This is a genomic window from Natronorubrum marinum, assembly GCF_052040125.1.
GTDB lineage: Archaea > Halobacteriota > Halobacteria > Halobacteriales > Natrialbaceae > Natronorubrum.
This window is the reverse complement of record NZ_JBPPFV010000005.1, coordinates 177,165-199,925: the sequence shown is the minus strand read 5'-3', so window position 1 is coordinate 199,925 and position 22,761 is coordinate 177,165. Positions and strand designations below refer to the sequence as shown.

24 protein-coding genes and 2 pseudogenes are annotated in these 22,761 nt (G+C 61.9%); 12 read left to right on the top strand and 14 right to left on the bottom strand.

Annotated features, from left to right (window positions below; translation table 11 throughout):
- Together ACSFC5_RS22545 and ACSFC5_RS22540 are read right to left on the bottom strand one after the other, a co-directional pair.
- A partial coding sequence (locus tag ACSFC5_RS22545; RefSeq protein WP_440767453.1) for an RPA family protein occupies positions 1 to 1,056 on the bottom strand: 1,056 nt, incomplete at its 3' end.
- Positions 1,053 to 2,327 (bottom strand): Single-stranded DNA binding protein, encoded by a 1,275-nt coding sequence (locus ACSFC5_RS22540; RefSeq protein ID WP_440767452.1) that lies wholly within the window; start codon positions 2,325 to 2,327, stop codon positions 1,053 to 1,055. The genes ACSFC5_RS22540 and ACSFC5_RS22545, both read right to left, overlap by 4 nt.
- 731 nt (positions 2,328 to 3,058) lie before the next feature.
- On the opposite strand from ACSFC5_RS22540, the gene ACSFC5_RS22535 reads away from it, so the two are divergent.
- The 6 genes from ACSFC5_RS22535 to ACSFC5_RS22510 all read left to right on the top strand — a co-directional run bounded on the left by ACSFC5_RS22535 (position 3,059) and on the right by ACSFC5_RS22510 (position 7,098).
- Positions 3,059 to 3,268, top strand: coding sequence for a hypothetical protein (locus ACSFC5_RS22535; protein ID WP_440767451.1), 210 nt, complete (start codon positions 3,059 to 3,061; stop codon positions 3,266 to 3,268).
- A 56-nt stretch (positions 3,269 to 3,324) separates the two neighbouring features.
- Positions 3,325 to 4,185: a ZIP family metal transporter gene (locus tag ACSFC5_RS22530; protein ID WP_440767450.1), complete on the top strand. Its 861-nt coding sequence runs from the start codon at positions 3,325 to 3,327 to the stop codon at positions 4,183 to 4,185.
- Positions 4,186 to 4,304: 119 nt separating this feature from the next.
- A complete protein-coding gene (locus ACSFC5_RS22525; protein WP_440767449.1) occupies positions 4,305 to 4,859 on the top strand; it encodes a class I SAM-dependent methyltransferase in 555 nt (184 codons plus the stop codon).
- 72 nt (positions 4,860 to 4,931) lie between these two features.
- Entirely contained in the window at positions 4,932 to 5,711 is a 780-nt protein-coding gene (locus ACSFC5_RS22520) for a proteasome assembly chaperone family protein (protein WP_440767448.1), read from the top strand.
- Positions 5,712 to 5,836: 125 nt separating this feature from the next.
- The gene (locus tag ACSFC5_RS22515) at positions 5,837 to 6,322 is read left to right on the top strand and encodes a cupredoxin domain-containing protein (RefSeq protein WP_440767447.1); all 486 of its coding nucleotides are present in this window, start codon (positions 5,837 to 5,839) and stop codon (positions 6,320 to 6,322) included.
- 113 nt (positions 6,323 to 6,435) lie between these two features.
- Positions 6,436 to 7,098 (top strand): 2,5-diamino-6-(ribosylamino)-4(3H)-pyrimidinone 5'-phosphate reductase, encoded by a 663-nt coding sequence (locus ACSFC5_RS22510; protein ID WP_440767446.1) that lies wholly within the window; start codon positions 6,436 to 6,438, stop codon positions 7,096 to 7,098.
- A gap of 113 nt (positions 7,099 to 7,211) precedes the next feature.
- Here ACSFC5_RS22510 and ACSFC5_RS22505 read toward each other — a convergent pair whose 3' ends face one another.
- Positions 7,212 to 8,420 carry an orc1/cdc6 family replication initiation protein gene (locus tag ACSFC5_RS22505; RefSeq protein WP_440767445.1) on the bottom strand — a complete coding sequence of 403 codons (1,209 nt, stop codon included), beginning with the start codon at positions 8,418 to 8,420 and terminating at the stop codon, positions 7,212 to 7,214.
- A 645-nt stretch (positions 8,421 to 9,065) separates the two neighbouring features.
- Here ACSFC5_RS22505 and ACSFC5_RS22500 point away from each other — a divergent pair.
- Entirely contained in the window at positions 9,066 to 9,374 is a 309-nt protein-coding gene (locus ACSFC5_RS22500; RefSeq protein WP_440767444.1) for a hypothetical protein, read from the top strand.
- A gap of 465 nt (positions 9,375 to 9,839) precedes the next feature.
- Here ACSFC5_RS22500 and ACSFC5_RS22495 read toward each other — a convergent pair whose 3' ends face one another.
- Positions 9,840 to 10,613, bottom strand: a complete 774-nt coding sequence (locus ACSFC5_RS22495) for an enoyl-CoA hydratase/isomerase family protein (protein ID WP_440767443.1) — start codon at positions 10,611 to 10,613, stop codon at positions 9,840 to 9,842.
- 143 nt (positions 10,614 to 10,756) lie between these two features.
- Here ACSFC5_RS22495 and msrA point away from each other — a divergent pair, with 143 nt between their 5' ends.
- Both msrA and ACSFC5_RS22485 read left to right on the top strand, forming a co-directional pair.
- Positions 10,757 to 11,299 carry a peptide-methionine (S)-S-oxide reductase MsrA gene (msrA, locus tag ACSFC5_RS22490; RefSeq protein WP_440767442.1) on the top strand — a complete coding sequence of 181 codons (543 nt, stop codon included), beginning with the start codon at positions 10,757 to 10,759 and terminating at the stop codon, positions 11,297 to 11,299.
- Positions 11,300 to 12,101: 802 nt separating this feature from the next.
- A complete protein-coding gene (locus ACSFC5_RS22485) occupies positions 12,102 to 13,337 on the top strand; it encodes an FAD-dependent oxidoreductase (protein WP_440767441.1) in 1,236 nt (411 codons plus the stop codon).
- Between the two features lie 36 nt (positions 13,338 to 13,373).
- On the opposite strand, the gene ACSFC5_RS22480 is transcribed toward ACSFC5_RS22485, so the two are convergent.
- The 7 genes and pseudogenes from ACSFC5_RS22480 to ACSFC5_RS22450 all read right to left on the bottom strand — a co-directional run bounded on the left by ACSFC5_RS22480 (position 13,374) and on the right by ACSFC5_RS22450 (position 17,456).
- A complete protein-coding gene (locus ACSFC5_RS22480) occupies positions 13,374 to 14,414 on the bottom strand; it encodes an NAD(P)/FAD-dependent oxidoreductase (protein WP_440767440.1) in 1,041 nt (346 codons plus the stop codon).
- Positions 14,411 to 14,770, bottom strand: coding sequence for a thioredoxin (trxA, locus tag ACSFC5_RS22475; protein ID WP_440767439.1), 360 nt, complete (start codon positions 14,768 to 14,770; stop codon positions 14,411 to 14,413). The genes ACSFC5_RS22480 and trxA overlap by 4 nt, the downstream gene beginning before the upstream one ends.
- Before the next feature lie 327 nt (positions 14,771 to 15,097).
- The gene (locus ACSFC5_RS22470) at positions 15,098 to 15,502 is read right to left on the bottom strand and encodes a helix-turn-helix domain-containing protein (RefSeq protein WP_440767438.1); all 405 of its coding nucleotides are present in this window, start codon (positions 15,500 to 15,502) and stop codon (positions 15,098 to 15,100) included.
- Positions 15,503 to 15,653: 151 nt separating this feature from the next.
- Positions 15,654 to 15,833: pseudogene (locus tag ACSFC5_RS22465) on the bottom strand (aminotransferase class V-fold PLP-dependent enzyme); the annotation flags it as partial.
- A 65-nt stretch (positions 15,834 to 15,898) separates the two neighbouring features.
- Entirely contained in the window at positions 15,899 to 16,231 is a 333-nt protein-coding gene (locus ACSFC5_RS22460; protein ID WP_440767437.1) for a hypothetical protein, read from the bottom strand.
- 46 nt (positions 16,232 to 16,277) lie between these two features.
- Entirely contained in the window at positions 16,278 to 17,306 is a 1,029-nt protein-coding gene (locus ACSFC5_RS22455; protein ID WP_440767436.1) for a sulfite exporter TauE/SafE family protein, read from the bottom strand.
- 3 nt (positions 17,307 to 17,309) lie between these two features.
- Entirely contained in the window at positions 17,310 to 17,456 is a 147-nt protein-coding gene (locus ACSFC5_RS22450) for a DUF7512 family protein (protein ID WP_440767435.1), read from the bottom strand.
- A gap of 435 nt (positions 17,457 to 17,891) precedes the next feature.
- Between ACSFC5_RS22450 and ACSFC5_RS22445 the strand changes: the two genes are divergently transcribed.
- Complete coding sequence (locus tag ACSFC5_RS22445) at positions 17,892 to 18,734, top strand: universal stress protein (RefSeq protein WP_440767434.1); 843 nt, start codon at positions 17,892 to 17,894, stop codon at positions 18,732 to 18,734.
- An 87-nt stretch (positions 18,735 to 18,821) separates the two neighbouring features.
- On the top strand, positions 18,822 to 19,175 hold the full coding sequence (locus ACSFC5_RS22440) for an SHOCT domain-containing protein (RefSeq protein WP_440767433.1): 354 nt from the start codon (positions 18,822 to 18,824) through the stop codon (positions 19,173 to 19,175).
- 22 nt (positions 19,176 to 19,197) lie between these two features.
- On the opposite strand, the gene ACSFC5_RS22435 is transcribed toward ACSFC5_RS22440, so the two are convergent.
- From ACSFC5_RS22435 to ACSFC5_RS22425, 3 genes are all read right to left on the bottom strand, one after another.
- Positions 19,198 to 19,545 carry a DsrE family protein gene (locus ACSFC5_RS22435; protein ID WP_440767432.1) on the bottom strand — a complete coding sequence of 116 codons (348 nt, stop codon included), beginning with the start codon at positions 19,543 to 19,545 and terminating at the stop codon, positions 19,198 to 19,200.
- Between the two features lie 95 nt (positions 19,546 to 19,640).
- Positions 19,641 to 20,111: a class I SAM-dependent methyltransferase gene (locus ACSFC5_RS22430; RefSeq protein WP_440767431.1), complete on the bottom strand. Its 471-nt coding sequence runs from the start codon at positions 20,109 to 20,111 to the stop codon at positions 19,641 to 19,643.
- A gap of 156 nt (positions 20,112 to 20,267) precedes the next feature.
- The gene (locus ACSFC5_RS22425) at positions 20,268 to 22,295 is read right to left on the bottom strand and encodes a heavy metal translocating P-type ATPase (protein ID WP_440767430.1); all 2,028 of its coding nucleotides are present in this window, start codon (positions 22,293 to 22,295) and stop codon (positions 20,268 to 20,270) included.
- Between the two features lie 141 nt (positions 22,296 to 22,436).
- Here ACSFC5_RS22425 and ACSFC5_RS22420 point away from each other — a divergent pair.
- Positions 22,437 to 22,754 (top strand): annotated as a pseudogene (locus ACSFC5_RS22420) (thioredoxin family protein).
- Positions 22,755 to 22,761: the final 7 nt, after the last annotated feature.

Sequence of the window (22,761 nt, the reverse complement as noted above, 5' to 3'; positions counted from 1 at the left end):
CGCGTCGTCAGTACCGGCGGCTGCCGCCGAGTCATCGGTGTCGGTCTCCGCGTCAGCGTCCGACCCGGACTCGAGTGCGCTGTCGGCCGCCTCGTCAGCCGCCGCGGACGCCGCGTCGGAGGCGGCGTCGGGTTCGCTCCCCGTCGCCGTTCCGGCCGCCGATCCGGCGTCGATCGATTCGGAACCGGCGTCCACGCCTGCGTCTCCCTCGGCATCGCCGACGCCAGCTGTTGCCGCGGCTGGTTCCGCCGGCTGTGATTCGGCGTCGGATTCGACCTCGATGGCCGATTCGAGGCTCGAGAGATCGACGTTCGCGTGCGCGGCGAGCGACGAAAACGTCGCGTCGGCGTCGGGCGAGTCGCCCGGCTGGAGCGACAGCGGCGTCACCTGATCGCGCTCGCCGGCAACGACCTCGACCGCCTCGAGGGCGCAGTCGCGCAGGGCCTCGAGATACGCCGGGGTGGTCCCGTAGTGATCCAGCGCGAGCGGGATGCCGGCGGCGAGGCCGGATTCGACGCCGGCGTCGCGGAGTGCGTCGGCCAACGCATCGCCGCTCGCGCCGCTCTCGGCTGCGGCGGCGTACGCGCCGATGCGGTCGACGGTCTGTTCGGCCGCGCTGACGACCCAGCGGTCGCGGGTGTCGGCGTCGACCGTCGCGATGCTCTCCGGCCGGATCGAGGTGTAGACCTGATCCGAATCGTCGGGCTGGAACGTCCGAGCCTTGCCCGTCACCGCGACGAACGCGGGCGGGTCGAGCTGTTCTAAGGTCGCCAGCGCGTCGGGCTGGTACTGGCCGGCGTAGACGACGAACGCGCCCGTCGGATCGACCACGCGGGCCCGAACCATCTCCTCGTTGACCGACGTGATCTCCGTCAGGGTACCGACGGCGAAGAGGCGGTTGAGCCGTGCGCCGGTCGGCGAGATGACGTAGTTCGGCGCGCGTTCCTCGTCGCTCTCGGCGTAGGAGAACGAGGCGTCGTCGTACTCGGCTGCGAACAGTCTGTAGGCGATCTCCCGAGTCGGAATCTCCTCGCCGTTTTCGTCCGTTGCGCTCATGCGTCCACCTCCGTCAGGAAGGCACTCGCACGGGCTTCCGGATCGTCGTTGCTCTCCTCGAAGTCCTCCGCGTCGAGGTTCGCGCCGTACTCGTCCACCGAGAGGTGCCCGCGGACGCGGTACTCGCGACCCACGATGCGCTCGCGGATCGTGTCCGCGACGACCTCCTGGTCCATGGCCTCGCGGGCCTGCGCTAAGGCGTCCTCGAGCGTTCCGTCGTAGACCTGCTGAGTCAGTTCGTCGTCGAGGACGACCGTGACGGCTCCGGTCCCGTCGTCGAGGATCGCCTTCACGCGAAGGTCGTCGACGCCGTCGACGCTCCCGTGGGTTCGGCACTGGCCCTTCTGGATGACGCGGTAACACTCGGGACAGCGCTGGATCAGTCCCGACCCGTCGCGGACGGCGATGACGTTGCCGTTGACTTCGACGTCGTAGATTCCGCCCGTGTGAACGGCTTCGCCGACGTTCATGGTCGTCGCGTCCGCGCCGACGTTGATCTCGCGATCGATCGCGGAGACGACCGAGAACTCCGAGACGTTGACTTCGGGGACGCCGCGGAACTCCTGGACGAAGGCGTTCTCGATGCGGACCGTCCCGCCGTCTTCGATCTCGGGGGCCGGATCCCAGTTGGTAAAGGGGAGTCGGCCGCTTTCGTCGCCGAAGACGCCGCTCAGGATCTCGGTCTCGCCGTCGCGGCCGTCGATCGTGCGCCGCTCGCAGTCGACGACCGTCACTTCGACGGTGACCGCGCGGTCGCCCGTCTGCAGGTCGGCGAGTTGGGCCTCACCGCCGATCTCGTAGGCGACATCGAGCGACTCGTCCTCGAACGACAGCGACGTGCTTTCGCCGAGGTTGAGTTCCGGTTCGCCGTCCCACTCGCGGACGCCCGCGTTGCCCGCCGTGATCGTGTCGCCCGGCGAGAGTCCGAAGTCCTCCCAGGAGGTGTAGTCGATCACGCCGGTCTCGTCGGCGAGTCGTCCCTCGACGATCTCGAGGTCGTCGCCCTGATATCGGATCGACCGTTTACCGGCCGTCAGCACGACGCCGGTGACGGTGACGTTGCCGTCTTCGGGCGTAATGTCGCCGATATCCTTGCTCGAGGGAGCCCCACCGCCGCCGCTCGAGCCGTCGCCATACTTCCGGCGAAGGCTCTGTTTGGCTTCGTCGATGGGAACGCTGTACTCCACTAAGTTCTGCAGGTCCGCTTTGACCTCCTCTTTGTCGACACCGAGGTCGGAGGCGAGATCCTCGGCATGATTGTCGAGTTCCATCACCGGATATTCGCGCGGGGGTGTAAAAAGCGTTCCCGCAGGGGAGCGAAAGTGAAATCGAGCCGTTACAATCGAGAGATAACAAAGAGTCCGTAAAGGATGACCCCGACGCCGATCACGATCCCGCTGACCGTCGTGCTGGGCGTACAGGGTCCAAAACGAACACGATTCCGACCATCCCCGAGCCGAGGAGTATCCACGGAACCCCAGTCCATCGATCCGGAACCGTCCGCAGCGGATCGAACAAGACGAAGAGACCGGCCAACAGGAGTAACACACCAGCAACAATCCCTTCGATACCGAGTTGCTCCCCGGCCGAGTCGGACGCCGAGACGAGTACGATACCAACGCTACCGAGGACAACCAACGAGATCCCGGTCCACCGATCGTTCGTCCCGGTCTCTCGAGTGCGCTCTTTTCGTTCCATGCTCGGTAGTCGTCATTCGAATCGTCGGATCGGTGAATAAAAAGAACAGTGGTCTGTAGCTACTGCTCAGCGGTCGGTTGGATGGTGGTAGCGACCCGCTGTTGAAGCATTGGTCGTTGCTTGGTGATCCTCTGTCCGTCTTCGATCAGTCGTTCCGCCCGGCGTGATCGACTACGTCTCCTGGGAGGACTTCGGACTCACGCCGGTCTCGTCGGCGAGTCGTCCCTCGACGATCACGATATCGTCGCCCTGATAGCGGATCGACCGGCAGTAGGTTCATCTCGGTGGCAGTGAACGTGATCGTATGGAGCGTGTCGGCGCAGCAGTCGGTGGATTGGCGTTCGTCGTCGCGATCTTCGGCGGGATCGTCGTCATCAGGATACTCACTCGAGCGCTGTACGTCGCGATCTGGTTCGCCGAAACCGTCGCAACGCTCGCGTTCGCCCTGCTGATCGGCTACGTCGTCTACCGGATCCTGCTCGGCTCGAGCGACGATCCCCGACGGATCGGTTGACGGAGTGACAGTCGACGCCAACGCTTTTGACGCCCAGTGTGAATATCGGATTCACTGTGGTTTCGATCGTCGAAGTCGTCGCGATTGCGGGGCTTGCAGGTGCGGCGACCGGAGTCGGCGCGCTGCCGATCGTCGTCACCGAGCGCATCAGCCACCGCTTTTACGACGCCGCGCTCGGGCTCGCCGCCGGGATCATGTTCGGCGCGGCCGTCTTCGCCCTCGTCGTCCCGGGACTCGAGTTCGGCTCGTTGTGGGAGGTCGTCGTCGGAATACTTCTCGGCGGCGTCTTTCTGCTCGCCGCGAACCGACTTATTCCGCACGTCCACCTGTTGCTCGCAGGCGAGACCGACGAAACCTATCCGCCGACGGCGCGAGCCGAGGAGACGATCGAGGCCGACGGGTTGACGTCGAAAGCCGGCGGCGGGACCGACGATAACGGGGACGGCGATAGTGAGGACGCCGAGGAAAACCGTCGGCGAGCGTTGTTGGTCGGCAGCGCGATAACGATCCACAACGTTCCGGAGGGGCTGGCGATCGGCATCGCGTTCGCGGGCGGGCTCGAGGGCGTGGGCATCGCGCTCGCCGTCGCCATCGCGATTCAGAACGTCCCCGACGGCTTCGCGATGGCCGTGCCGGCGAGTCGAACCGGCCTCTCGAACGCCAAGACGATTCTGTACACGACCCTCTCCGGGGCAGTCCCCGAACCGATCGCGGCGGCGCTCGGCTTCGCGCTCGTCAGCCTCGTCACCGGACTCTTCCCGCTCGCCGCGGGATTCGCCGCCGGGACGATGATCGCCGTCATCTTCCGGGAGATGATTCCCGCCAGCCACGGCCACGGCTACGCCGACGCCGCCACGCTCACGTTCGTCGTCGGCTTCGTCGTCATGGTGATCGTCGACGTCGGACTCGCCGTCTGAGACGGTTTTCGGTGCCGGTCACCCAAGGACGTCACGGTACCCCACGAGTGCACTGGAAGAGACGCACAGCAACCCGTACGAAGGGGTGTGTTCTTGCCCCTCCCCCGCCAACCGTTGGTATGGGATTTCACACGTTCCCGGTCGAACGGGCTGACGCCCTCGACGACCCGTCACGCTATCGCTTCTGTTCGCGAGAGGAACTGCTCGAGTTGCTCGATCCGGACCCGGACGCGGGCGTCGCCGACCTGGGTTCCGGCACCGGGTTCTACGCGACGGACGTCGCTCCGTTCGTCGGAACGCTCTACGCTGTCGACGTACAATCGGCGATGCACGACCGGTTTCGGGAGCACGGCGTTCCCGCAAACGTCGACCAGGTGACCACGAACGTTACCTCGCTCCCGTTCGACGACGACGAACTCGACGGCGCGTTCTCGGTGAACACCCACCACGAGTACGCCGACGACGAGGCGTTCGCGGAACTCGCTCGAGCGATCCGGCCGGGAGGTCGCTTGGTCACGGTCGATTGGTCCGCCGACGGATCGGGAGACAATGGCCCGCCGCTGGACGAACGGTTCGGCTCCGAGGCGGCCGTCACACAGCTCGAGGGGGCGGGGTTTTCGGTCGACGACGTTCGTGATCGACCCGAGACGTTCGCGGTCGTCGCGCGTCGGTGATCGGCGCACTGCCACGGCTCGGCCCGCGATGTCCGCGGGAGAAACTACGCGCTCTCGTCCCGAATCGCGACTATGGTTCGAGATCCATCGTTCGCGGTGCGAACGAGTGACGGTATCGACGCGGGAGAGACGCTCCTTCTCGGGCTCGCGGATAGCGGAGCGGCGAGCCTCACGGCACTCGATTACCTCGCGACGACCCTCGAAGCGACGCGGATCGGCCACCTCGAGGTCGAAAATTTGCCCGTCGTAGCTCCGGTAACGGACGGAAGCGTTCGCCACCCGATTCGACTCTACGCCGTCGATGAAACGCCGATCACGCTCCTCGTGAGCGAGCTGTTCATCCCCGTTGGAGCGGCAACATCCTTCGTCGACGCAATCGGCGACTGGGTACGTGCGAACGGGATCGACGAAATTGCGGCGATCCACGGCGCGCCGTTTCCACACAGCGAGGACGAACACCTCGTCTTCTACGCCGGGAGCGAGTTCTGGCAACGAACGCGGTTCGGCGATCGCGCCGACCGTGAGACGGCGTCGATCGAGCCGCTTCCGGGCGGGGTGCTCGACGGCGTGAACGCCGAACTCCTCGTTCGGGGACTCGAGGCGTCCCATCCCGCTACCGGCGTGTTCGTTACCCCGTCGCATCCGCCGGATCCCGACCTCGACGCTGCACTCCGACTGCTCGGCGGACTCGAAGCGTGCTATTCGATCGACGTCGATGAGCGGGAACTCCGCCGGCGCTTCGAGGAGGTAACGCAGTATTACGAGGCACTCGCCTCCCGATTGACCGCGTTACAGCAGGGAGAAAATTCGCTCGAGGACAGGGAGTTCCCCGCGGATCGGATGTACATGTAACGACGCTGGAATGCGTTTTCGGCTCGGTTGAATCGGTGTGGCACGCTCGAAATCCCGGGATTTGCAGCCATGAGAGTGCCAGGCCGCAGGTTATGGAAATCGGCAAGAGACGTTTAGAACGCAACATGACATTCGACGACTCACAGAGCCGACGACGGATTCTCAAACTGACCGCCGCTGCAACCATTCCAGCAGCCCTCGCCGGTTGTGGTAACGGGGGACCAGGAGGAGAGGATAACGAGACCGAAAACGAGACCGAAAACGGAGGGGGAGCCGGCGAAGTGATCGAGCCCGGCGAGATCGAACTCGGCGGCGAAACGCAAGCGTGGCAGGGCGTCGCACCGGACCAGATTGCCGACCAAGAAAATCCGACGCTCACCCTCCAAGAGGGCGAAGCCTACGAATTCACGTGGGAGAATCTCGACGGACAAGGTCACAACATCGAAATTCGAGACGACAACGACGAAGTCGTCGACGGCTACGAGACCGAAATCGTCGAGGAGGAGGGAGAGACCCAGACCCTCGAGGTCGACGAGGTCACCAGCGAGATGACACAGTACGTCTGTGAACCCCACTCGGGGTCGATGGTCGGCGACATCGAAGTGCAGTGATCGATGTCTGCCGGGCGTAGATCGCGCGACGACTGAGTTTCTGACGGGAGAAGAGACGTCTCGAATCTGCACTACCTCAGTATCTTCTTTAGGGTCCGCCACGCAGGAGACGTATGCACGTCGTCGTCAACGCAGCGATGAGCGCGGACGGCAAACTCTCCTCGCGCCGCCGCGAACAGCTCGCGATCAGCGGCGAGGAGGACTTCGCTCGCGTCGATCGCCTTCGGGCCGACAGCGACGCCGTCGTCGTCGGCGTCGGCACCGTTCTCGCAGATGATCCCAGCCTCACCGTCAAAGACGAGACGCTGTGTGAACAGCGACTCGAGCGCGGTGCGTCGAAACACCCTGCCCGCGTGGTCGTCGACTCGAACGGCCGAACGCCGGAAGATGCAGCGATTCTCGACGATCGGGCGACGACGTACGTCTGTCTGAGCGAGGCCGCCCCGATCGATTCGCGGATGGATCTCGCCGACCACGCGGAACTCGTGACCGCGGGCGAGGATCGCGTCGACCTCTTGCGCGCGTTCGCGACGCTGCAGGGACAGGGACTCGAGCAGATCATGGTCGAGGGCGGCGGCGAACTCATCTTTTCGCTGTTCGAGGCTGGGCTGGTCGACGAACTCAGCGTCTACGTCGGCGGGAAGATAATCGGCGGCCGCGACGCGCCGACGCTGGCCGACGGCGACGGGTTCGTCGACGAGTTTCCGCTGTTGAGCCTCGAGAGCGTGAAGCGAATCGACGACGGGGCATTGTTGCGGTGGACAGTGGATAGCTGACTCGAGAGTCGGTATTCAATGTGGTATCAGATACCGTATCGACAAAGCCCACTCGTCCGGTTAGCTAAAATGAATCGCTGACCAGCATTTGGACACACGTTTGAACCATATCATTAGTCCAGCATCGTTTGCACCGAGTGATGGACACCCACTGTCTCAATCGTCTCATCTAACGCATCGAGGACGGCGATCAAATCCTGGCTCAACTCAAACGTCTTGTACTGTCCCCCAGAGCTTCCTTCGTTCCGCTTTTCAGCGCTGACCAATCCCAGCATCTCGAGTTCATCGAGATGGTCGTGCATCCATCGGCTCGTCAGCGGATCGTGTCCAGCCCCTACGCAAAACATCTCGTACCGGCGGTACAAATCACGAGATCGGACGGGAGAGTCACCCGACGAAACGTACGACGCCAGTGCATAAAGCAGAATTTTCTCGTGCGTGTTGAGCCCTAAAATCCCGCGTGTAATCTCCTCTTCTTGGAGAAGACCACGACCGCGACGAACGTGCTCTTCGCGAACCATATCAGCATCACTTTCATGTGCGACATCTCCGGCTTTCAACAGGAGATCGAGAGCTTTCCGTGCATCGCCGGACTCCTGTGCTCCGAACGCAGCACACAACGGAATGACACCGTTCTCGAGAATGTCGTCCTGAAACGCAATGGTTCGACGCTGACGCAGCACTTTCTCTAGTTCCTCAGCAGTGTACGCTGGAAAGTTGATACTCCGTTCACAGAGACTGGATCGAACCTTCGGGGAGAGAGTGTCCCGATAGGTCAGGTCGTTACTGATTCCAACGACGCTAACGCGTGCATTACTGATGTTGTCGTTTTCGCGCGCTCGAGAAAGCTGATAGAGCAGGGAGTCGTCTTGGAGGTGGTCGATTTCGTCGAGTACTAAAATGATGAGTCCACCATGATCGTCGAACGAGTCCCACATCAGATCGTAAACTTTGGATCGGGGATGGCCAGTCTCGCTGATTTTGTCATCACGGAAAGAATTCACGAGTTCGACAGCTACTCGATAACTGGTATCAGCACCGTCACAGTTGACGACATGAGTATTAATCGCAACATCGTGTTGTTCGCTGGCGTCCTCGAGACGATCAAGCAAAAATTTGGTTGCCGCCGTCTTTCCGACCCCTGTTTTTCCGTACAAAAAGATGTTATCAGGCTGGCTCGCGTTGATCGCGGGCTGGAGCGCAGCGTGGTATTCCTCGAGTTCGTCGTCTCTTCCGACCATTTCCTCGGGTGTGTAATCATCCAACAGAGCGTTCCGATTCTGAAAGGGGAAGTTCCCTGGAGTGAAGGCGAATTGGGTCATTATTAACAACGTTCTCACACGTCCCTTTAGACTTTTCGACCACCCGTTCGAGTGATTCGATTGAGTAGTATTCCTTATAAAGTCGTTGTACCCAGAGACCCCATCGTTCGAGTGTATTCATCTGAATGGAGTAGTTGGTAATACGGTTTCTTTATTTAGAGTAGTCTGTGAAACTCGCGTTCAGTACAGGGGATGTACTGACTGTGACGTTCACAAACCGAATCGGATAAAGAAAGTGTAGTACGACGTGTTGCGAAGATAGGAAATAATGCATAGGTCCGACAGTGACCACTCTCCGGACTGAGTGGTCTCACGTACCCCTTCTCACAAGTGAATAGCCCGCTTTTATCAGAATGAAGAAGAGAATTAGTTGCCGTGAATCTGCTCCGCGCGCTGTAGCGTTGTCTCTGCCTTCTGGGTTTTGTCCACGATATCAGGATTTCAATAGAGACCCGAAAATATATGTGTGAAATTTGCGAATTCTTTCGCATGTCCCGCCCTACACGCCGACGAGCCCTCCAATTGATGAGTACGAGTCTCCCTCTGGGGATCGCTGGTTGTTTAGGAAGCGATAGTACGACGAAAGATACTCGATTAGGTCTCCTCCATGTCGTTAATTTCACTTACGAGTCACATACAGTCCACGTGGAGATAACCGAAGACGATGAGACGGTGTACGACGACGCAATCGACGTTACTCCTACCGATGAGGAGCCAACCGGGGAGACGGATGGGGGATGGGGTGAGAAGTCTTTCGAGGATTACCCAACTGAACCGGGTGCGTATACTGTATACGCTTGGCGGGGTGACCGATCCCGAGAAGATCGAGAGTCTGTCGATTTCCGAGAATGGGATGCCGAGTGCGTTGAGTTGCAGATTCATATCGGAGATTCCTCCGATGAAAACATCGAATCTGGACTCAACATATGGAGAACGTTTGAATGTCGTGACTGACGACTAATCTGGATCATCCAGATATCGATTGCCACTCGCCGGTATGTTCGCACACATAGTTACCGAATCGCCTGCTCCAGTTTCAGGTGCAAGATTGAATAAAGAAAGGCCAACACTATATACTGATAGAAAAGGGAGATATGTTAAGCTACTGATGGAAAGGCTTTAACAGTTAGATGATAAAGTGCGACTATACTAGCGGCAGAGTGACATCATAGAGAGTATTGGAGCGCAATAGATCAGCCGGGGTAATTACCTATTCTCTGAGAGAACGAACTTTCGAAGAATTCACTCGAACGGTGGGGTCCCCGTGTATATAAACAAAACCGCTCACTCGAACGGGTGGTATTCATAATTCGCTCTAACTCCCGTTGTACACAATCAGTAACCACCGAGATACCGCGCCTATTGTTACCCACACTAGTTAGAAAGCAAAACATCTTCGCAATGTTCGTGTGGCTAGTTTTATTCGAACTCCGGATCCCGTTTCTCGACGAACGCCTCCATCCCCTCGCGCTGATCCGGCGTGCCGAACAGGCTCGCGAAGGCCCGTTTTTCGTACTCGAGCCCGCTCGTCTGTGATCCCTCGAGGCGTTGATTAAGCGCCTGCTTGGCCGCACGCATCGCGACGGCCGGCTTCGCCGCGATCCGGTCGGCTAACTCGTCGACGGTCTTCTCGAGATCCTCGTCAGCCACGACGTCGCCGAAGATGCCCGCCTCGGCGGCCGACCCCGCGTCGAGGCGCTCCCCGAGGAAGATCATCCGCCGCGCGGTCTCGTCACCGACGAGTTCCGGCAGCCGTTGGGTGGCTCCCCAGCCGGGAATGATCCCCAGATCGATCTCCGTGTTGCCGATGACGGCCGACTCGCTCGCGACGCGCAGGTCGCAGGCGATGGCCATCTCGCAGCCGCCGCCGAACGCGTAGCCGTTGACGGCGGCGATAGTCGGCGCGGGGAACGCCTCGAGCGCGTCCGCGACGTCGTGACCCAGTTCTCCCCACGCCTGTCCCTCGGCGGTCGAAAGGCCCTTCATGTACTCGATGTCCGCGCCGGCGATGAACGCGTCGTCGCCGGCCCCCGTCAGGATCAGCGCGCGGGCGTCCTCGTCGGCCGCTTCGGCGAGCGCCTCGCTCATCGCCTCGAGCGTCGCCACGTTCAGTGCGTTGAGCGCCTCCGGGCGGTCGACGGTCAGCGTTGCGACGTCTCCATCCCAATCGAGTTCGACAGTGTTCCAGGACATGTCCCGGCGTTCACCGTCCCTCGTCAAATCCCTTGGCACCGCGGCAGCGAGTGCGGACGAAGCCGAGGGTGATGAATGAAGCGTCGAATAGAGCGGCGTCGGTACCCGTCACACCTTTCCTCGAGCGACCCTTAGGTTCGGCTATGGAACGCGCGACGTTCGGCGGCGGCTGTTTCTGGTGTGTCGAGGCGGCGATGGAACAACTCGAGGGCGTCGAGTCGGTCACCTCCGGCTACGCCGGCGGCAACACCGAGGATCCCACCTACCGCGAGGTCTGTTCCGGGCAGACCGGCCACGCGGAGGTCGTCCAACTCGAGTACGATCCCGACCGAATCGCCTACGAGGACCTCCTCGAGGTGTTCTTTACGATTCACGACCCGACCCAACTGAACCGACAGGGGCCGGACGTCGGGAGTCAGTACCGATCGGCCATCTACGCCCACGACGACGACCAACTCGAGACCGCCGAGGCGTTCGCCGAGGAACTCGAGAACGAGGGGCTGTACGAAGATGTCGTCACCGAGATCGAGCCCCTCGAGACGTTCTACGAGGCCGAAGAGAAACATCAGAACTACTTCGAGAAGAACCCCACCGACGCCTACTGTACGATGCACGCGGCACCCAAAGTCGAGAAAGTTCGCGAGAAGTTCACCGATAGCGTCGAGAGCGAGCAGCCGTCCCCCTGAGACGAGAGTTGATCGGCCGGTTTCGATCGTTCAGTTTTCGAGCCGGATTCGGGAAATCGGATCGTGGTGTGGAACGGCCCCTCTCAGCACTCTCGTCCCCCACTACCGCGTGTCCGAGAGAGTGCGTCCAGGAGTGCGTGATAACGTCGTTTCGAGAGTGGATCCGGTTCTCCATCGCGTGTGCACGACACCGATCCAACTATCCTTGCCACCCAATCGGTGGCCCTCCAGAGTGCGACGACTATGGACTCATCCTCGAGTCCGACAGTGGCGAGGAGCCCCCGTGTCAAGATCCGATCGAGACGTGCCCGATATCAACCGACGGGACCGTATCGACGGTTCCGACCAGAACCGATCACAAACCGGCCGAATACATATATAATAATCCGAAGAATATGAGATAGTGGTGGCCATATTGTCTCACCCGGGCAATTTTCTCCCCCCAATAGCAGATGTTGTCCGTACAATAACCTTTATTGCTGGACAAGTGATAACTGTGAGTGAGGTGATGAAGATACGAACTCGACACACACCGACCGAAACCCGACCCTAACCATTGTGAATCTGTGACACTACCCCTGTGTGGTTCCGTGAAACCCGACACAATGGAATACGTCATCCCAGATCATCATGCCACGATCCTCGGCGTATGCTTTTCCGACAGCGATAGACGTCCACGAGTAGCCGGTTTGCGTGTTATCACTCCGAACTACGTTCTAGACGGATAGCGACGGTTTTCGAGAGCCGACACCCCTCACTCGTGAGGTGAAAGGTACCTCCGTCCGGAACCCGACGCTCCCGTATGAACAGTCAACCGGATGTCCTCGTCGTCGGCGGCGGCGCGACCGGGACGGGAATCGCGAGAGACCTCGCACTGCGCGGCGTCGACGTCACGCTCGTCGACCGGGACGGCCTCTCGGCCGGCGCATCGGGGCGCTCTCACGGCCTGCTCCACAGCGGCGCTCGCTACGCGGAGAGCGACGCCGAGGGGGCCCTCGAATGTCTCGAGGAGAACCGTATTCTCAGGGTGATCGGCGGTGAGTGTATCCGAGAGACGCGCGGCCTGTTCGTCCAGTTGGCCGGCGACGATCCGAATTACTTCGAGGAGAAACGCGCGGCGTGCGAAGAGATCGGAATCCCAGTCGAGGTGATCGACGGCGAGACCGCCCGCGAGGCAGTCCCCGGCCTCGCGAACGCGGTCGAGCGCGCGATGTGGGTGCCCGACGGCGTCGTCGTTCCGTCGCGGCTGGTCGCCGCGAACGCGGCGGACGCTCGAGACCACGGCGCACGGATCCTCCCCCACGCTCCCGTGACGTCGATGACCGTCGAAGGCGGCCGGATCACGGCGGTTTCGCTCGGCGGCGACGTCGGTGCGACAATCGAACCGACGTACGTCGTGAACGCGACCGGCGCCCGCGCCGGCAAACTGGCCGCCATGGCCGGCGTCGACGTCGAGATGCGGCCGACCCGAGGCGTCATGATTTCAGTCGGCTACGAGGGACTCGAGCCCGTACTCAACCGCTGTCGGGATCCCGCGGACGGCGACATCGTCGTCCCCCACGACGGGGAAGTCGTCCTCGGAACGACGAGCGTGCCGGTCGACGATCCCGACGCGTACGAGACGGCCGACTGGGAAGTCGACGAGACGGTGTCGGAGTGTGCAACGATACTTCCCGATGTCGCCGACGCGGAACACGTCCGAACCTGGTGGGGCGTTCGGCCCCTGTACGAGCCGGAGGAGGCCGCTCGAGGCGGACGCGGGATCTCCAGAGGATTTCACGTGCTCGATCACGCGTCCGATGAGGGCGTTGACAACTTTGTCAGCGTCGTCGGCGGCAAGCTCACGACATATCGACGGATGGCCGAGGTGACGGCCGATCACGTCTGTGAGAGGCTCGAAGTAGATCGTGCGTGCGTCACCGCTGAAACCGAACTCCCAGGTGCAGCCGATTCGTCGACGCTGGACGAGTTCGTTCGGGAGTTCGACGGACAGGGACCGACAGACGTGGACCTCGTCGGGAGGACCAGCACGAACTGAAGACTGCATTGGTGCGTCTCAGACGAAACGGCTCGCTCAGTCGGTTGCCGCGACGGTCACGGCGGCCGGCGCCTCTCGCTCGAGTTCTCCGTCGAGCCACGACTCTGCGTCGAGGGCGGCCATGCTCCCGGTTCCGGCGGCCGTAATCGCCTGCCGGTAGTCGGGATCCATCACGTCACCGGCGCCGAACACTCCGTCGACCGCGGTCTCGGTTGTCATCCCCTCGAGCGTCAGCAGGTGGCCCGTCTCGTCGAGTTCGACCGGCGTCTCCTCGAGAAACGTCGTGTTCGGAACGTGGCCGACACCGTAGAAGATACCGCCGACGGCGACGGTCTCCTCCGCGACGTCGCGTCCCGCCTCGAGTTTGTCCGTCGGCCGGCCGTCGGGATGGCTCACCAGCGTCGCGCCGGTGACGCCCTCGTCCCTCGAACCGTGGATCGCGAGCAGTTCCGCGTTCCAGCGGAACGAGATTCGGTCGTGTTCGCGAGCGCGACGCGCCATGACCTCGGAGGCTCGCAGTTCGTCCCGTCGGTGGACGATCGTGACGCTCTCGGCGAACTTCGCGAGGAAGAGCCCCTCCTCCATCGCGCTGTCGCCGCCGCCGACGACGAGCACGTCGTCGCCGCGGTGGAACGCGCCGTCGCAGGTCGCACAGGTCGAAAGTCCGTACCCCATCAGTTCAGCCTCGTTCTCGGCGCCGACCCAGCGCGCGCTCGCCCCGGTCGCGACGATCAGGGCTCGAGTCCGTAGGACCTCGCCCGTCGAAAGCTCGAGTTCGAACGGACGTTCCGTGAGCGTCGCGTTCTCGACCGTGCTGTGGACGAACTCCGCACCGAACCGTTCGGCCTGGTCTTTCCCCCGCTGGATCAGCTCCATCCCACCGACGCCCTCGGGGAAGCCGAGGAAGTTCTCCACCTCGGTCGTCAGCGTGAGCTGCCCGCCCGGCTCCGGCCCCTCGAGGACGAGCGGCTCGAGATCCGCCCGCGCGGCGTACACCGCCGCCGAGAGCCCGGCGACGCCGGAGCCGACGATCACCACGTCTCGGACGGGCGCAATCTCATCCGAGTTCCCGCTCATTCGGTGTATCCCTCGATCAGGTCGCGAAGACGGTCCGCCGGCAGTGCGCCGGTGTGTCGTTCGGCCTCTTCGCCGCTCGCGAACAGCGCGAGCGTCGGAACGCCGCGCACGCCGTAGGAACCCGCGAGCTGCTGGTGTTCGTCGACATCGACCTTCGCGATCACGGCGTCAGCTTCGGCCGCCAGCCCGTCGAGGACGGGCTCGAGCATCTGGCAGGGGCCACACCACGTCGCGAAGAAATCTACGAGCACGACATCGTGCTCGGCGACGATTTCGTCGAGGTGACCCGTGCCGTCGATGTGGATTGGTTCGTCGATCGACCGTTCGGGTGAGCCGCCGTATGCATCAACTGTCATCACCTCCTCGTACGGCCCACGAGTATTTAAGGTTTTGTGGATACTATACAATACTAATTGTATAAAAGAGCCATCGATGGTTCTCGGGAGAATAATCGTCTATGAGCTAGTAAACTAAGTCGCACCGAAAACGGTCGATGTCAATGTATTCAGAGGAATGTGACGCGTTATCGAAGCATCCCTATCTTCCGGAGTAACGACGGAACGAACACGGTGCCGTAGATAACTCAAGTAAGGTGTATGGCAGGAGTGTAAATCCCATACATTTCTCGTGCGAGGGGTCGGCCGGGGTCACGAAACCAGCACGGATGTCGAGAGAATCGAGGGCTATCCTTCAGCGACTGTGGGGGTGTCCTCGACGTGTTCGTACTTGTCTTCGAACTCCTGGATGAGTTGGCCCATTTTCGCGTACCAGTCGTTGAGCATCCGCTGCATGTCGTTCGAGATCTGGGTGGGATCCGTCGGGTAGTAGACGTGGTAGTAGCCGCCCTGATCGTAGTTGACCTGTTCTTTCTGGATGAAGCCGCTTTGGAGCAGGCGCTGGATCGATCGATAGGCGGTCGAGCGCTCACGATCGACCCGTTCCGCGACTTCGTCGATCGTCAGCGGTTCATCGCTTTCGACCATCGCCCGGAAACACTCCTTGTCGAGCTGTTTGAGACCGTGAATACACTCCAGTAACCCTTCACACTCCATATCCTGCTGGAGTTGCTCCGACATCGAATTAGCCATTGTACTGTTTCGGGATAGGGACTGCGCTGGTATAAGGGTTGTGTGAATATTGTGCAATCAAGATGAACGGCATTCTCAGCACGTGAGACGGGAGATCGATTCATCGAAAGAGATGTACCGTCGGCGTTCGCTCGGCCGATAACGTGGGTCGTTACCAATCATCCGCAAGCGCATCGAGGAAGGCGTCGATTTCGGCGGCCGTGTTGACCGCGTGAACCGAGACCCGGATCGCGTTCGGTGACGGGAGCGCTCGGACGACGATCCCGTCGTCCCGTAGCCGGTCGACGGTGTCACTCGACGCGTCGACGTCGATCGTCACGAGCACCGATTCGAGGACCGCCTCGAGGCCGGCGTCGCCGGCGACTTCCTCGTCGCTGACGAACGCGAACGCAAGCGTCACGGGCGGGCGACGATCGGCCACGACGTAGGCGCGGGCGAGTTCGAGCACCGCGGTAATCTCGCCTTACATGTCCGTCGTTCCGCGCCCGTAAAATCGATCGCCAACGCGTTCGCCCAGCGGGTCGGGCGACCAGCCGTCGGGTCGTAGGGGACCATATCGAGGTGCCCGCTGTACAGCAGGGTCATCGACCGCTTCGCGGGTAGCGTCGCCAGCAGGTTCGATTTCGTCGGATCGGTCGCGATCCCCTCGGTTTCGAGCCCGATATCGACGAGTGCCGACTCGATCCAGCCGACGATCATCGCGCGGTAATACTCCCTGTCGAGGGGCATGAAGCAACAGTTGGTTCAGCGCTGTGCTGACGGTGCGTCGAGATCATCAGCGACCGCCGTCGGGAGCCGTCTGTGCGTCAGGTTCCCCACTGCCAGCCGACTGAAAGACCTTGTAGAGAATCATCAAGGCGACGAAAAACGACGAGCCGACGAGCAGGAACACGCTCAGCATATCGAGTGCGCCCGTCCCCAGCCAGTTCGCGAGTTCGCTGAGCGCGATCCCGCCGCTGGCGAACAGCATCATCAGCCCGAAGTAGACGATCACGTCGTCCTCATCCACCATCGTAGTCGCCGCCGAGCCGATTCGCGCCCCGAGTGCGCTCCCGACGAGCAGCAAGGAGACGACCGTGAGGTCGACGCTGCCGGACATGCCGTAGGTGAAGGTCCCGAACGCGCCCGAGAAGAGGCCGGCAAAAAGGCTTGTGCCGACCGCGGCGGTCAGGGGCGTCCCGATCAAATAATAGATCGCGGGCATTCGGATGAACCCGCCGCCGACACCGATCAACCCGGAGATGAGGCCGACGCTCCCGCCAGCGCCACCGATCGTCCACACCGACGCCCGACCGCCGGAGGCGAGGGTGATCATCGGCGGCACGGTGTACGACTGAATCTTCTGGCCGATCGCCGGAATCTCGTCGTCGTTGGCATCGTCATCGCCATCGTCGTCATCGTCTTCAAGGTTGTACGCACGACGCAGGAACAGCGCGCCGATTCCAGCCAGCAGGACGACGTAGGCGACGCCCGTGACGAGGTTGGCGATGCCGAGTGCCTCGAGGCCGAACACGAGCCGACTCCCGAGTTCGATCCCGATCGAAAGGACGACGAACAGGATCGCGCCGAGTTTGTAGTCGACCTGGCCGACGTCGTAGTGCTTCAGGACGGCGATCACGGACGTCCCGAAGTAAAACGCCAGCCCGCTGCCGATCGCGACCGAGGCAGGGTACTCGAGGAGCAACAGCGTCGGCGTAATCAGGAAGGACCCACCCATCCCGAAGAACCCGAACAGCACCCCGACCATGAAGCCAAAACTCACGAACAGCGCCAACAGCGCCAGACTGAGTCCCAGTATCTCCATCAATTAGGCGTTCGTGATCGTTTTGATCAGTGGCGTTGCGACTCGCTCGAGGACGCCGTAGCCAGCATAGAGGGCGACCGCCTGGACGAGGATGACACCCACGAGGAGCGTCGCCTGTGCCGGTTCGGAGAGGGCTGCGGATTCGATCATTCGACCGGCCCCCCGTTCGCGTTCGATAGTGTGCGGATCATGGATTTCTACTCAGTACTCTCTACCCGGAGAGTCGGTATAACGCTTTTGGGACTAGCGCACAATATTACTACAGGATATGGGACGGCTATCCAACGGGAATATCTGTGTAACTTATGGAAATACAGGGAGCTCGTCGATCGGCCACTTCGTGCCGGGATGTCGTGTCGTCCGCGTTAGTATTTCCGGTCGATTGGCGTCACAAATACGTTCGATTTCGCGTCGCAAGAGCGTGAGAGTAAACCGGGTGTGCGAACGAGCGATCGTGTCCGCTGGGAGTCCAGACGGCCGCAAGGAGTCGGCGTGTAACTACGTCCAGTACTTCTCCGTGAACAATTGCTTTCCCCGGTATTGGGATACCCAAACAATATTATACCATCAGCACCTACGGCCGGTATGAAAGCGGTACTCGCCACTGACCTCTCGGCCGCCAGCGAGGCGACCATCGAGAACGAGACCTGTCTCGAGTGTCTCGGACGGATTGGGACCGAAGAAATGCACCTCGTGACGGTCATCCCGTCGAACGTCCACAGAGGAATGCCCGGTATCGACTTCGAGACCCGGCGACGGAAAGCGATCGAGAAGTACGAACGGGTCATCGAAGACGCCGGATTCGATGTCGAGACACACGTCGTCCGCGGGACGCCCCACCGACGCATTACCGGACTGGCCGAGACGGTCGGAGCGAGTCTGACGGTCGTGGGTTCGCGCGGGAAGAGCCCGCTCGAGAACCGCGTCATCGGTTCGACGGCGCGCAACCTCGCCCGGACGACCGAGACGCCGCTGCTCGTCAACCGCATCGAGCGAGCGGCCGAGGACCCGGCCGTCGTCAGAAAACACCTCTTCCAGCGGATGCTGTACGCGACGGACTTCTCGGAGAACGCCGAGCGCGCGTTCGAGTCGTTCTCGTACCTGCGTCACGCGACCCAGGAAGCGACGCTCGTCCACGTCGAGACGCCGAAGGATCCGGGACTCTCGAACGACGGAGATCCAGAAGCACAGCTGGGTGAACTGGCCGACCAACTCGAGGCGTGGAATATCGAGACGCGGACCGAAGTCCGGCAGGGAGACCCCGCCGACGAGATCCTCGCTGCGGAAGAATCCCACAATCCGACGACAATCCTCGTGGGCTCGCGCGGCCACAGCCGGCTCCGCCGATTGTTGCTCGGCAGCGTCTCCGAGGACATCGTCGCTCGAGCGAACGGGAACGTGATGCTCGTCCCGCCGTCCCGAGCGTGAGACCGCACCAACTCGAACGATAGTACTATTGAGAATTCTTCGAAATTGTGGTTGGCACTTATTACGACACCGGTCGGATAATTTCGTATGTCTGACGATAGTACACTGCTTCGAATCGTGCTGCTCGTCGTTACACTCGTCGTACTCGTGCCGCTCCTGCTGATGGCCGTCGCCTGGCCGATGATGGGTATGTGGGGTGGTGGTCACATGTGGAACGGCGGCACGTGGAACGGTCCAACCAGGACGGGAATGTGGTTGATAGGCTGGCTTCCCCTCCTGTTGCTCCTCGTCGTCGGCTATTTGGTATACAAGGCGGCCGCGCGCTCGGCGCGGACCGAAGAAGACCCGGCACTCGAGGAACTCCGACTGGCCTACGCTCGCGGTGATCTCTCCGACGAGGAGTTCGAACAACGGCGTGAGCGCTTACAGCGGAACGAATGAGGGGGCGGTAGCGCGACGGCGATCAGCCGATCGTCAGCACGCGATCGGACGACGTCACGATCTCGAGGAGGTCGGACATCGTCGACATAGGACAGTACCCGCTTTCCTCGCTGTTGCGGATCTCGAGACACGTCCCACACGCTTGCAGGTCGCCGCCGGCGTCGACGAACGCCTCCATCCGATTGCGGACGTCGAACTGATCGTCGGTGATCTCTTCGGCCTCGACGCCCTCGCCGAGGAGGAACACCGAGACCTCGTGGCCGTCCTCTACGGCCGTGATACCGAGTCGAAGCGCGTTCCAGGCACGTTCGGGATCTGCGGTCTCGAGGACAATTCCGAGCCGTTCGGTTGCGACATTCTGGTCAGACATAGTTGTGTACACTATCCCCAAGTCTATAAAATATCGGTTCGCTCCACGAGCGCGTTATCGACGGCTCGCTCGGGAGTGACGCACCGAACCACCGGTTACTGACGGGCGACGACCGCGAATGTCTCCGACCGGTCGTGGACGTGATCGACGGTAAATCCGGCATCCTCGAGTTGGCTCGCGGCCTCATTGGGGCCGAACCGCTCGTCCATCGGCGGTCCGTCCTCGCCGTCTCCAGTCGGCGACCAGTCGACGGTGACGAGGCTGCCGTCCGATCGGATCACGCGGGCGAGTTCCGCCAGCGTCTCGGCGTCGGCGTACTCGTGGTGAGTCATCGTCGAGAACGTGCCGTCCAGATCACCGTCGTCGAAGGGCAGCGAGTCGACGCCCGCCGTGACCAGTTCGACGTTCGCGGCGACGCCCGCTTCGCGGTGGTGCTCGTGCATTGCCGCCTGAACGTCGACGCCGTACACCGTGTCGACGAACGGCGCGACGTCCCGCGAGTAGAAGTCCGTTCCCGACGCCAGGTCGGCGACGACGGCATCCGACCCGTGTTCCAGTCCCAGCATCTCGAGCAGTTCCTCGCGCGAGCAGAAACGGTATCGTGACGGATCCTCGAGTTTGTCCGCACGCTCGACGGGGAACGTATGGAATCCCGTGCGTGCACTTTTGGGCGAGAATCACAAGAGTGTGCGCTTTCGTGTTCGATCGAGACGACCGCATCGTCAGTCGTCGAACCGCAGCAACCGCAGGCCGATCAGGCTGACGAGGACGGTCGAACCCTCGTGGCCAACCACTGCGACCGGGAGCGGAATCCCGGCAGTAAGAATTGCGATCACCATGATCCCGATCGCTCCGAATGCGATGGCGAAGTTGATATACAGCGTGCGTCGCGTCTCCTTGCTGAGCGCGAACGCGTAGGGAAGCCGGTCGAGTTTATCCGACATGAGCACGATATCGGCCGTCTCGAGTGCCACGTCGGTTCCGGCACCACCCATGCCGACGCTGATATCGGCCGTCGCGAGGGCAGGGGCGTCGTTGACGCCGTCACCGACCATCGCGACGGCTTCGTGGCGCTCCTGGAGTGTCTCGATGTGGTCGACTTTCTCCTCGGGGAGTAACTCCGCGTACACCTCGTCGATCTCGAGTTCGTCGGCGATGTACTTGGCCACCCGCTTGTTGTCGCCCGTCAACATAACGATCTGCCCGACCCCGCGCTCTCGGAGTTGCTCGATCATCTCGGCCCCGTCGGGGCGGATCGTGTCGGTGAACGCGAGCCAGCCGAGGACGTGCAGGCCCTCGTCAGTCTCGCTGACGATGAGGACGCTCGTCTTCCCGTTGTCCTCGAGATCGTGGACGGCGTCGAGCCCAGTCTCGCGGCCGTCGATCTGACGGTCGCCGAGGACGGTTTCGACGTACCGCGGGTTCCCGATGTGAATCGTCCGGCCTTCGACGGTCGCGTGGACGCCCTTGCCGACGACCGCCTCGAAGTCACTGGCATCGGGCACCTCGAGCGAGCGCTCCTGGGCAGCCTCGACGGTTGCCTCGCCGAGGTGGTGTTCCGATCGGGACTGGACGGCCGCCGCGATCGCGAGCAGTCGATCGTCGGCCAGCGAGTTGGTCTCGAGGGCGCTGTCTGCGTGCAGATCGCTGCCGACCGCACCGCCGTCGGTAGACAGGGCGTCCTCGCGAGCGCGAACGTCGGTCAACCGCGTGTTGCCTTCCGTCAGCGTCCCCGTCTTGTCGAACGCGATGGCGTCGACGTTTCCTGCCGTTTCGATGTGTTCGCCACCTTTGAACAAGACGCCCTGTCGGCCGCCGGCCGAAATCGCGGAGAGTACCGCAGCCGGCGTCGAAATGATGACCGCACAGGGAGAAGCGGCGACCATGAGCGTCATCGCGCGGTAGAACGTCGGCTCGAACGAGTGGTTCAATAGTGCGATCGGCAGCGCGATTGCGACGGCAGTCATTGCGAAGACGCTCAGCACGTAGGGCTGCTCGAAGCGGTCGATGAGCTGCTGGGTCGGCGCGCGTTTTTCCTGTGCCTCCTCGACCATGGTGATCAGCCGAGAGATCGCCGACTCCGTGGCTTCTCGAGTGACTCGTACCTCGAGGCTGCCCGTCTCGTTGATCGTCCCGCTGAACACCTCGTCGCCGGGGTCTTTCGTCACGGGAACGGATTCGCCGGTGAGCGACGATTGATCGACCGTACTCTGGCCGGACTCGACGACGCCGTCCAAGGGCAGCCGTTCGCCGGGGCGCACGACGAACACGTCGCCGACCTCAACGTCCTCGATCGGCGTCGTTGTTTCCGTCCCGTCGCGAAGAACCTGCGCCGACTCCGGGCGCATACCGACCAGCGACTTGATCGCGGTTCGCGAGCGGCCGATCGCGTACTCCTCGAGGACGCCCGAGAGCGAGAACAGAAATAGTAACATTGCTCCTTCGAACGGCGCCCCGATGTAAAGCGCACCGAGTGCGGCGATAATCATCAGCAGATCGATCTCCACTGCCGGCTCTCGTACCGCGGCGAGACTCTCTTTGAGCCCATACCAGCCACCGAACACGTAGGCGACCGTATAGCTGGTCCAGACGACGGTCGGGGGTGCACCGAACCAGCTTCCGAGAAGTCCACTCGTCATCCCGAGGAACGTCAGGACGACGAACACCGCTTGCCGCTGAATGTCCAGCCGGTCTGTCAGCGCTGTCGGCTGGTCTTCGGCAAGCGACACGGAACTCAATGGCGTCTCCATACGAATCGTTTGAAGCCGTCCTGAATAAGCGTTCACGTAGTGTGATGGCAGTGGGAACTTGTTCGATTCGGCACGATCTCCCACGAGAGGGTATTGTTTAGTTCACACAATTCAAGAATAGCGAGTCCGTACGAGGACGTAATGATCGACTCACTCGACGAGGAACGAGAGCAGATCCGCGAGCAGAAGAAACGAGAACTCCAGTAGCGCCTCGAGAACAGCGGCGAGCTGGGTGCAGACGATGGTGCCACCGCCACGGCGGCACCGTCCGAACCGATTTCGATCGACGGATCGGGTCACCTCGAGGACGTCGTCGACGCCCACCAGGGGCTGGCCCAGCAACTGGGGACACGCGGTGTCCCGACACAGGTCCCCTACGCCGACGGCGAACCGGTCGAGCGACTGGTCGGCGCACAGGACCGCGCGACGCTCGAGGGGCTGATCGAACAGCACGGGTGACGAGTCG

Coding starts and splice junctions, on each gene's coding strand:
- ACSFC5_RS22485 (WP_440767441.1), top strand. CDS start 12,102: ATGAACAGTCAACCGGATGTCCTCGTCGTCGGCGGCGGCGCGACCGGG.
- ACSFC5_RS22505 (WP_440767445.1), bottom strand. CDS start 8,420: ATGACCCAATTCGCCTTCACTCCAGGGAACTTCCCCTTTCAGAATCGG.
- ACSFC5_RS22455 (WP_440767436.1), bottom strand. CDS start 17,306: ATGGAGATACTGGGACTCAGTCTGGCGCTGTTGGCGCTGTTCGTGAGT.
- ACSFC5_RS22450 (WP_440767435.1), bottom strand. CDS start 17,456: ATGATCGAATCCGCAGCCCTCTCCGAACCGGCACAGGCGACGCTCCTC.
- ACSFC5_RS22540 (WP_440767452.1), bottom strand. CDS start 2,327: ATGGAACTCGACAATCATGCCGAGGATCTCGCCTCCGACCTCGGTGTC.
- ACSFC5_RS22535 (WP_440767451.1), top strand. CDS start 3,059: ATGGAGCGTGTCGGCGCAGCAGTCGGTGGATTGGCGTTCGTCGTCGCG.
- ACSFC5_RS22425 (WP_440767430.1), bottom strand. CDS start 22,295: ATGGAGACGCCATTGAGTTCCGTGTCGCTTGCCGAAGACCAGCCGACA.
- ACSFC5_RS22525 (WP_440767449.1), top strand. CDS start 4,305: ATGGGATTTCACACGTTCCCGGTCGAACGGGCTGACGCCCTCGACGAC.
- ACSFC5_RS22460 (WP_440767437.1), bottom strand. CDS start 16,231: ATGCCCCTCGACAGGGAGTATTACCGCGCGATGATCGTCGGCTGGATC.
- trxA (WP_440767439.1), bottom strand. CDS start 14,770: ATGACAGTTGATGCATACGGCGGCTCACCCGAACGGTCGATCGACGAA.
- ACSFC5_RS22510 (WP_440767446.1), top strand. CDS start 6,436: ATGCACGTCGTCGTCAACGCAGCGATGAGCGCGGACGGCAAACTCTCC.
- ACSFC5_RS22430 (WP_440767431.1), bottom strand. CDS start 20,111: ATGCTGGGACTGGAACACGGGTCGGATGCCGTCGTCGCCGACCTGGCG.
- ACSFC5_RS22440 (WP_440767433.1), top strand. CDS start 18,822: ATGTCTGACGATAGTACACTGCTTCGAATCGTGCTGCTCGTCGTTACA.
- ACSFC5_RS22480 (WP_440767440.1), bottom strand. CDS start 14,414: ATGAGCGGGAACTCGGATGAGATTGCGCCCGTCCGAGACGTGGTGATC.
- ACSFC5_RS22445 (WP_440767434.1), top strand. CDS start 17,892: ATGAAAGCGGTACTCGCCACTGACCTCTCGGCCGCCAGCGAGGCGACC.
- ACSFC5_RS22515 (WP_440767447.1), top strand. CDS start 5,837: ATGACATTCGACGACTCACAGAGCCGACGACGGATTCTCAAACTGACC.
- ACSFC5_RS22520 (WP_440767448.1), top strand. CDS start 4,932: ATGGTTCGAGATCCATCGTTCGCGGTGCGAACGAGTGACGGTATCGAC.
- ACSFC5_RS22470 (WP_440767438.1), bottom strand. CDS start 15,502: ATGGCTAATTCGATGTCGGAGCAACTCCAGCAGGATATGGAGTGTGAA.
- ACSFC5_RS22435 (WP_440767432.1), bottom strand. CDS start 19,545: ATGTCTGACCAGAATGTCGCAACCGAACGGCTCGGAATTGTCCTCGAG.
- ACSFC5_RS22495 (WP_440767443.1), bottom strand. CDS start 10,613: ATGTCCTGGAACACTGTCGAACTCGATTGGGATGGAGACGTCGCAACG.
- msrA (WP_440767442.1), top strand. CDS start 10,757: ATGGAACGCGCGACGTTCGGCGGCGGCTGTTTCTGGTGTGTCGAGGCG.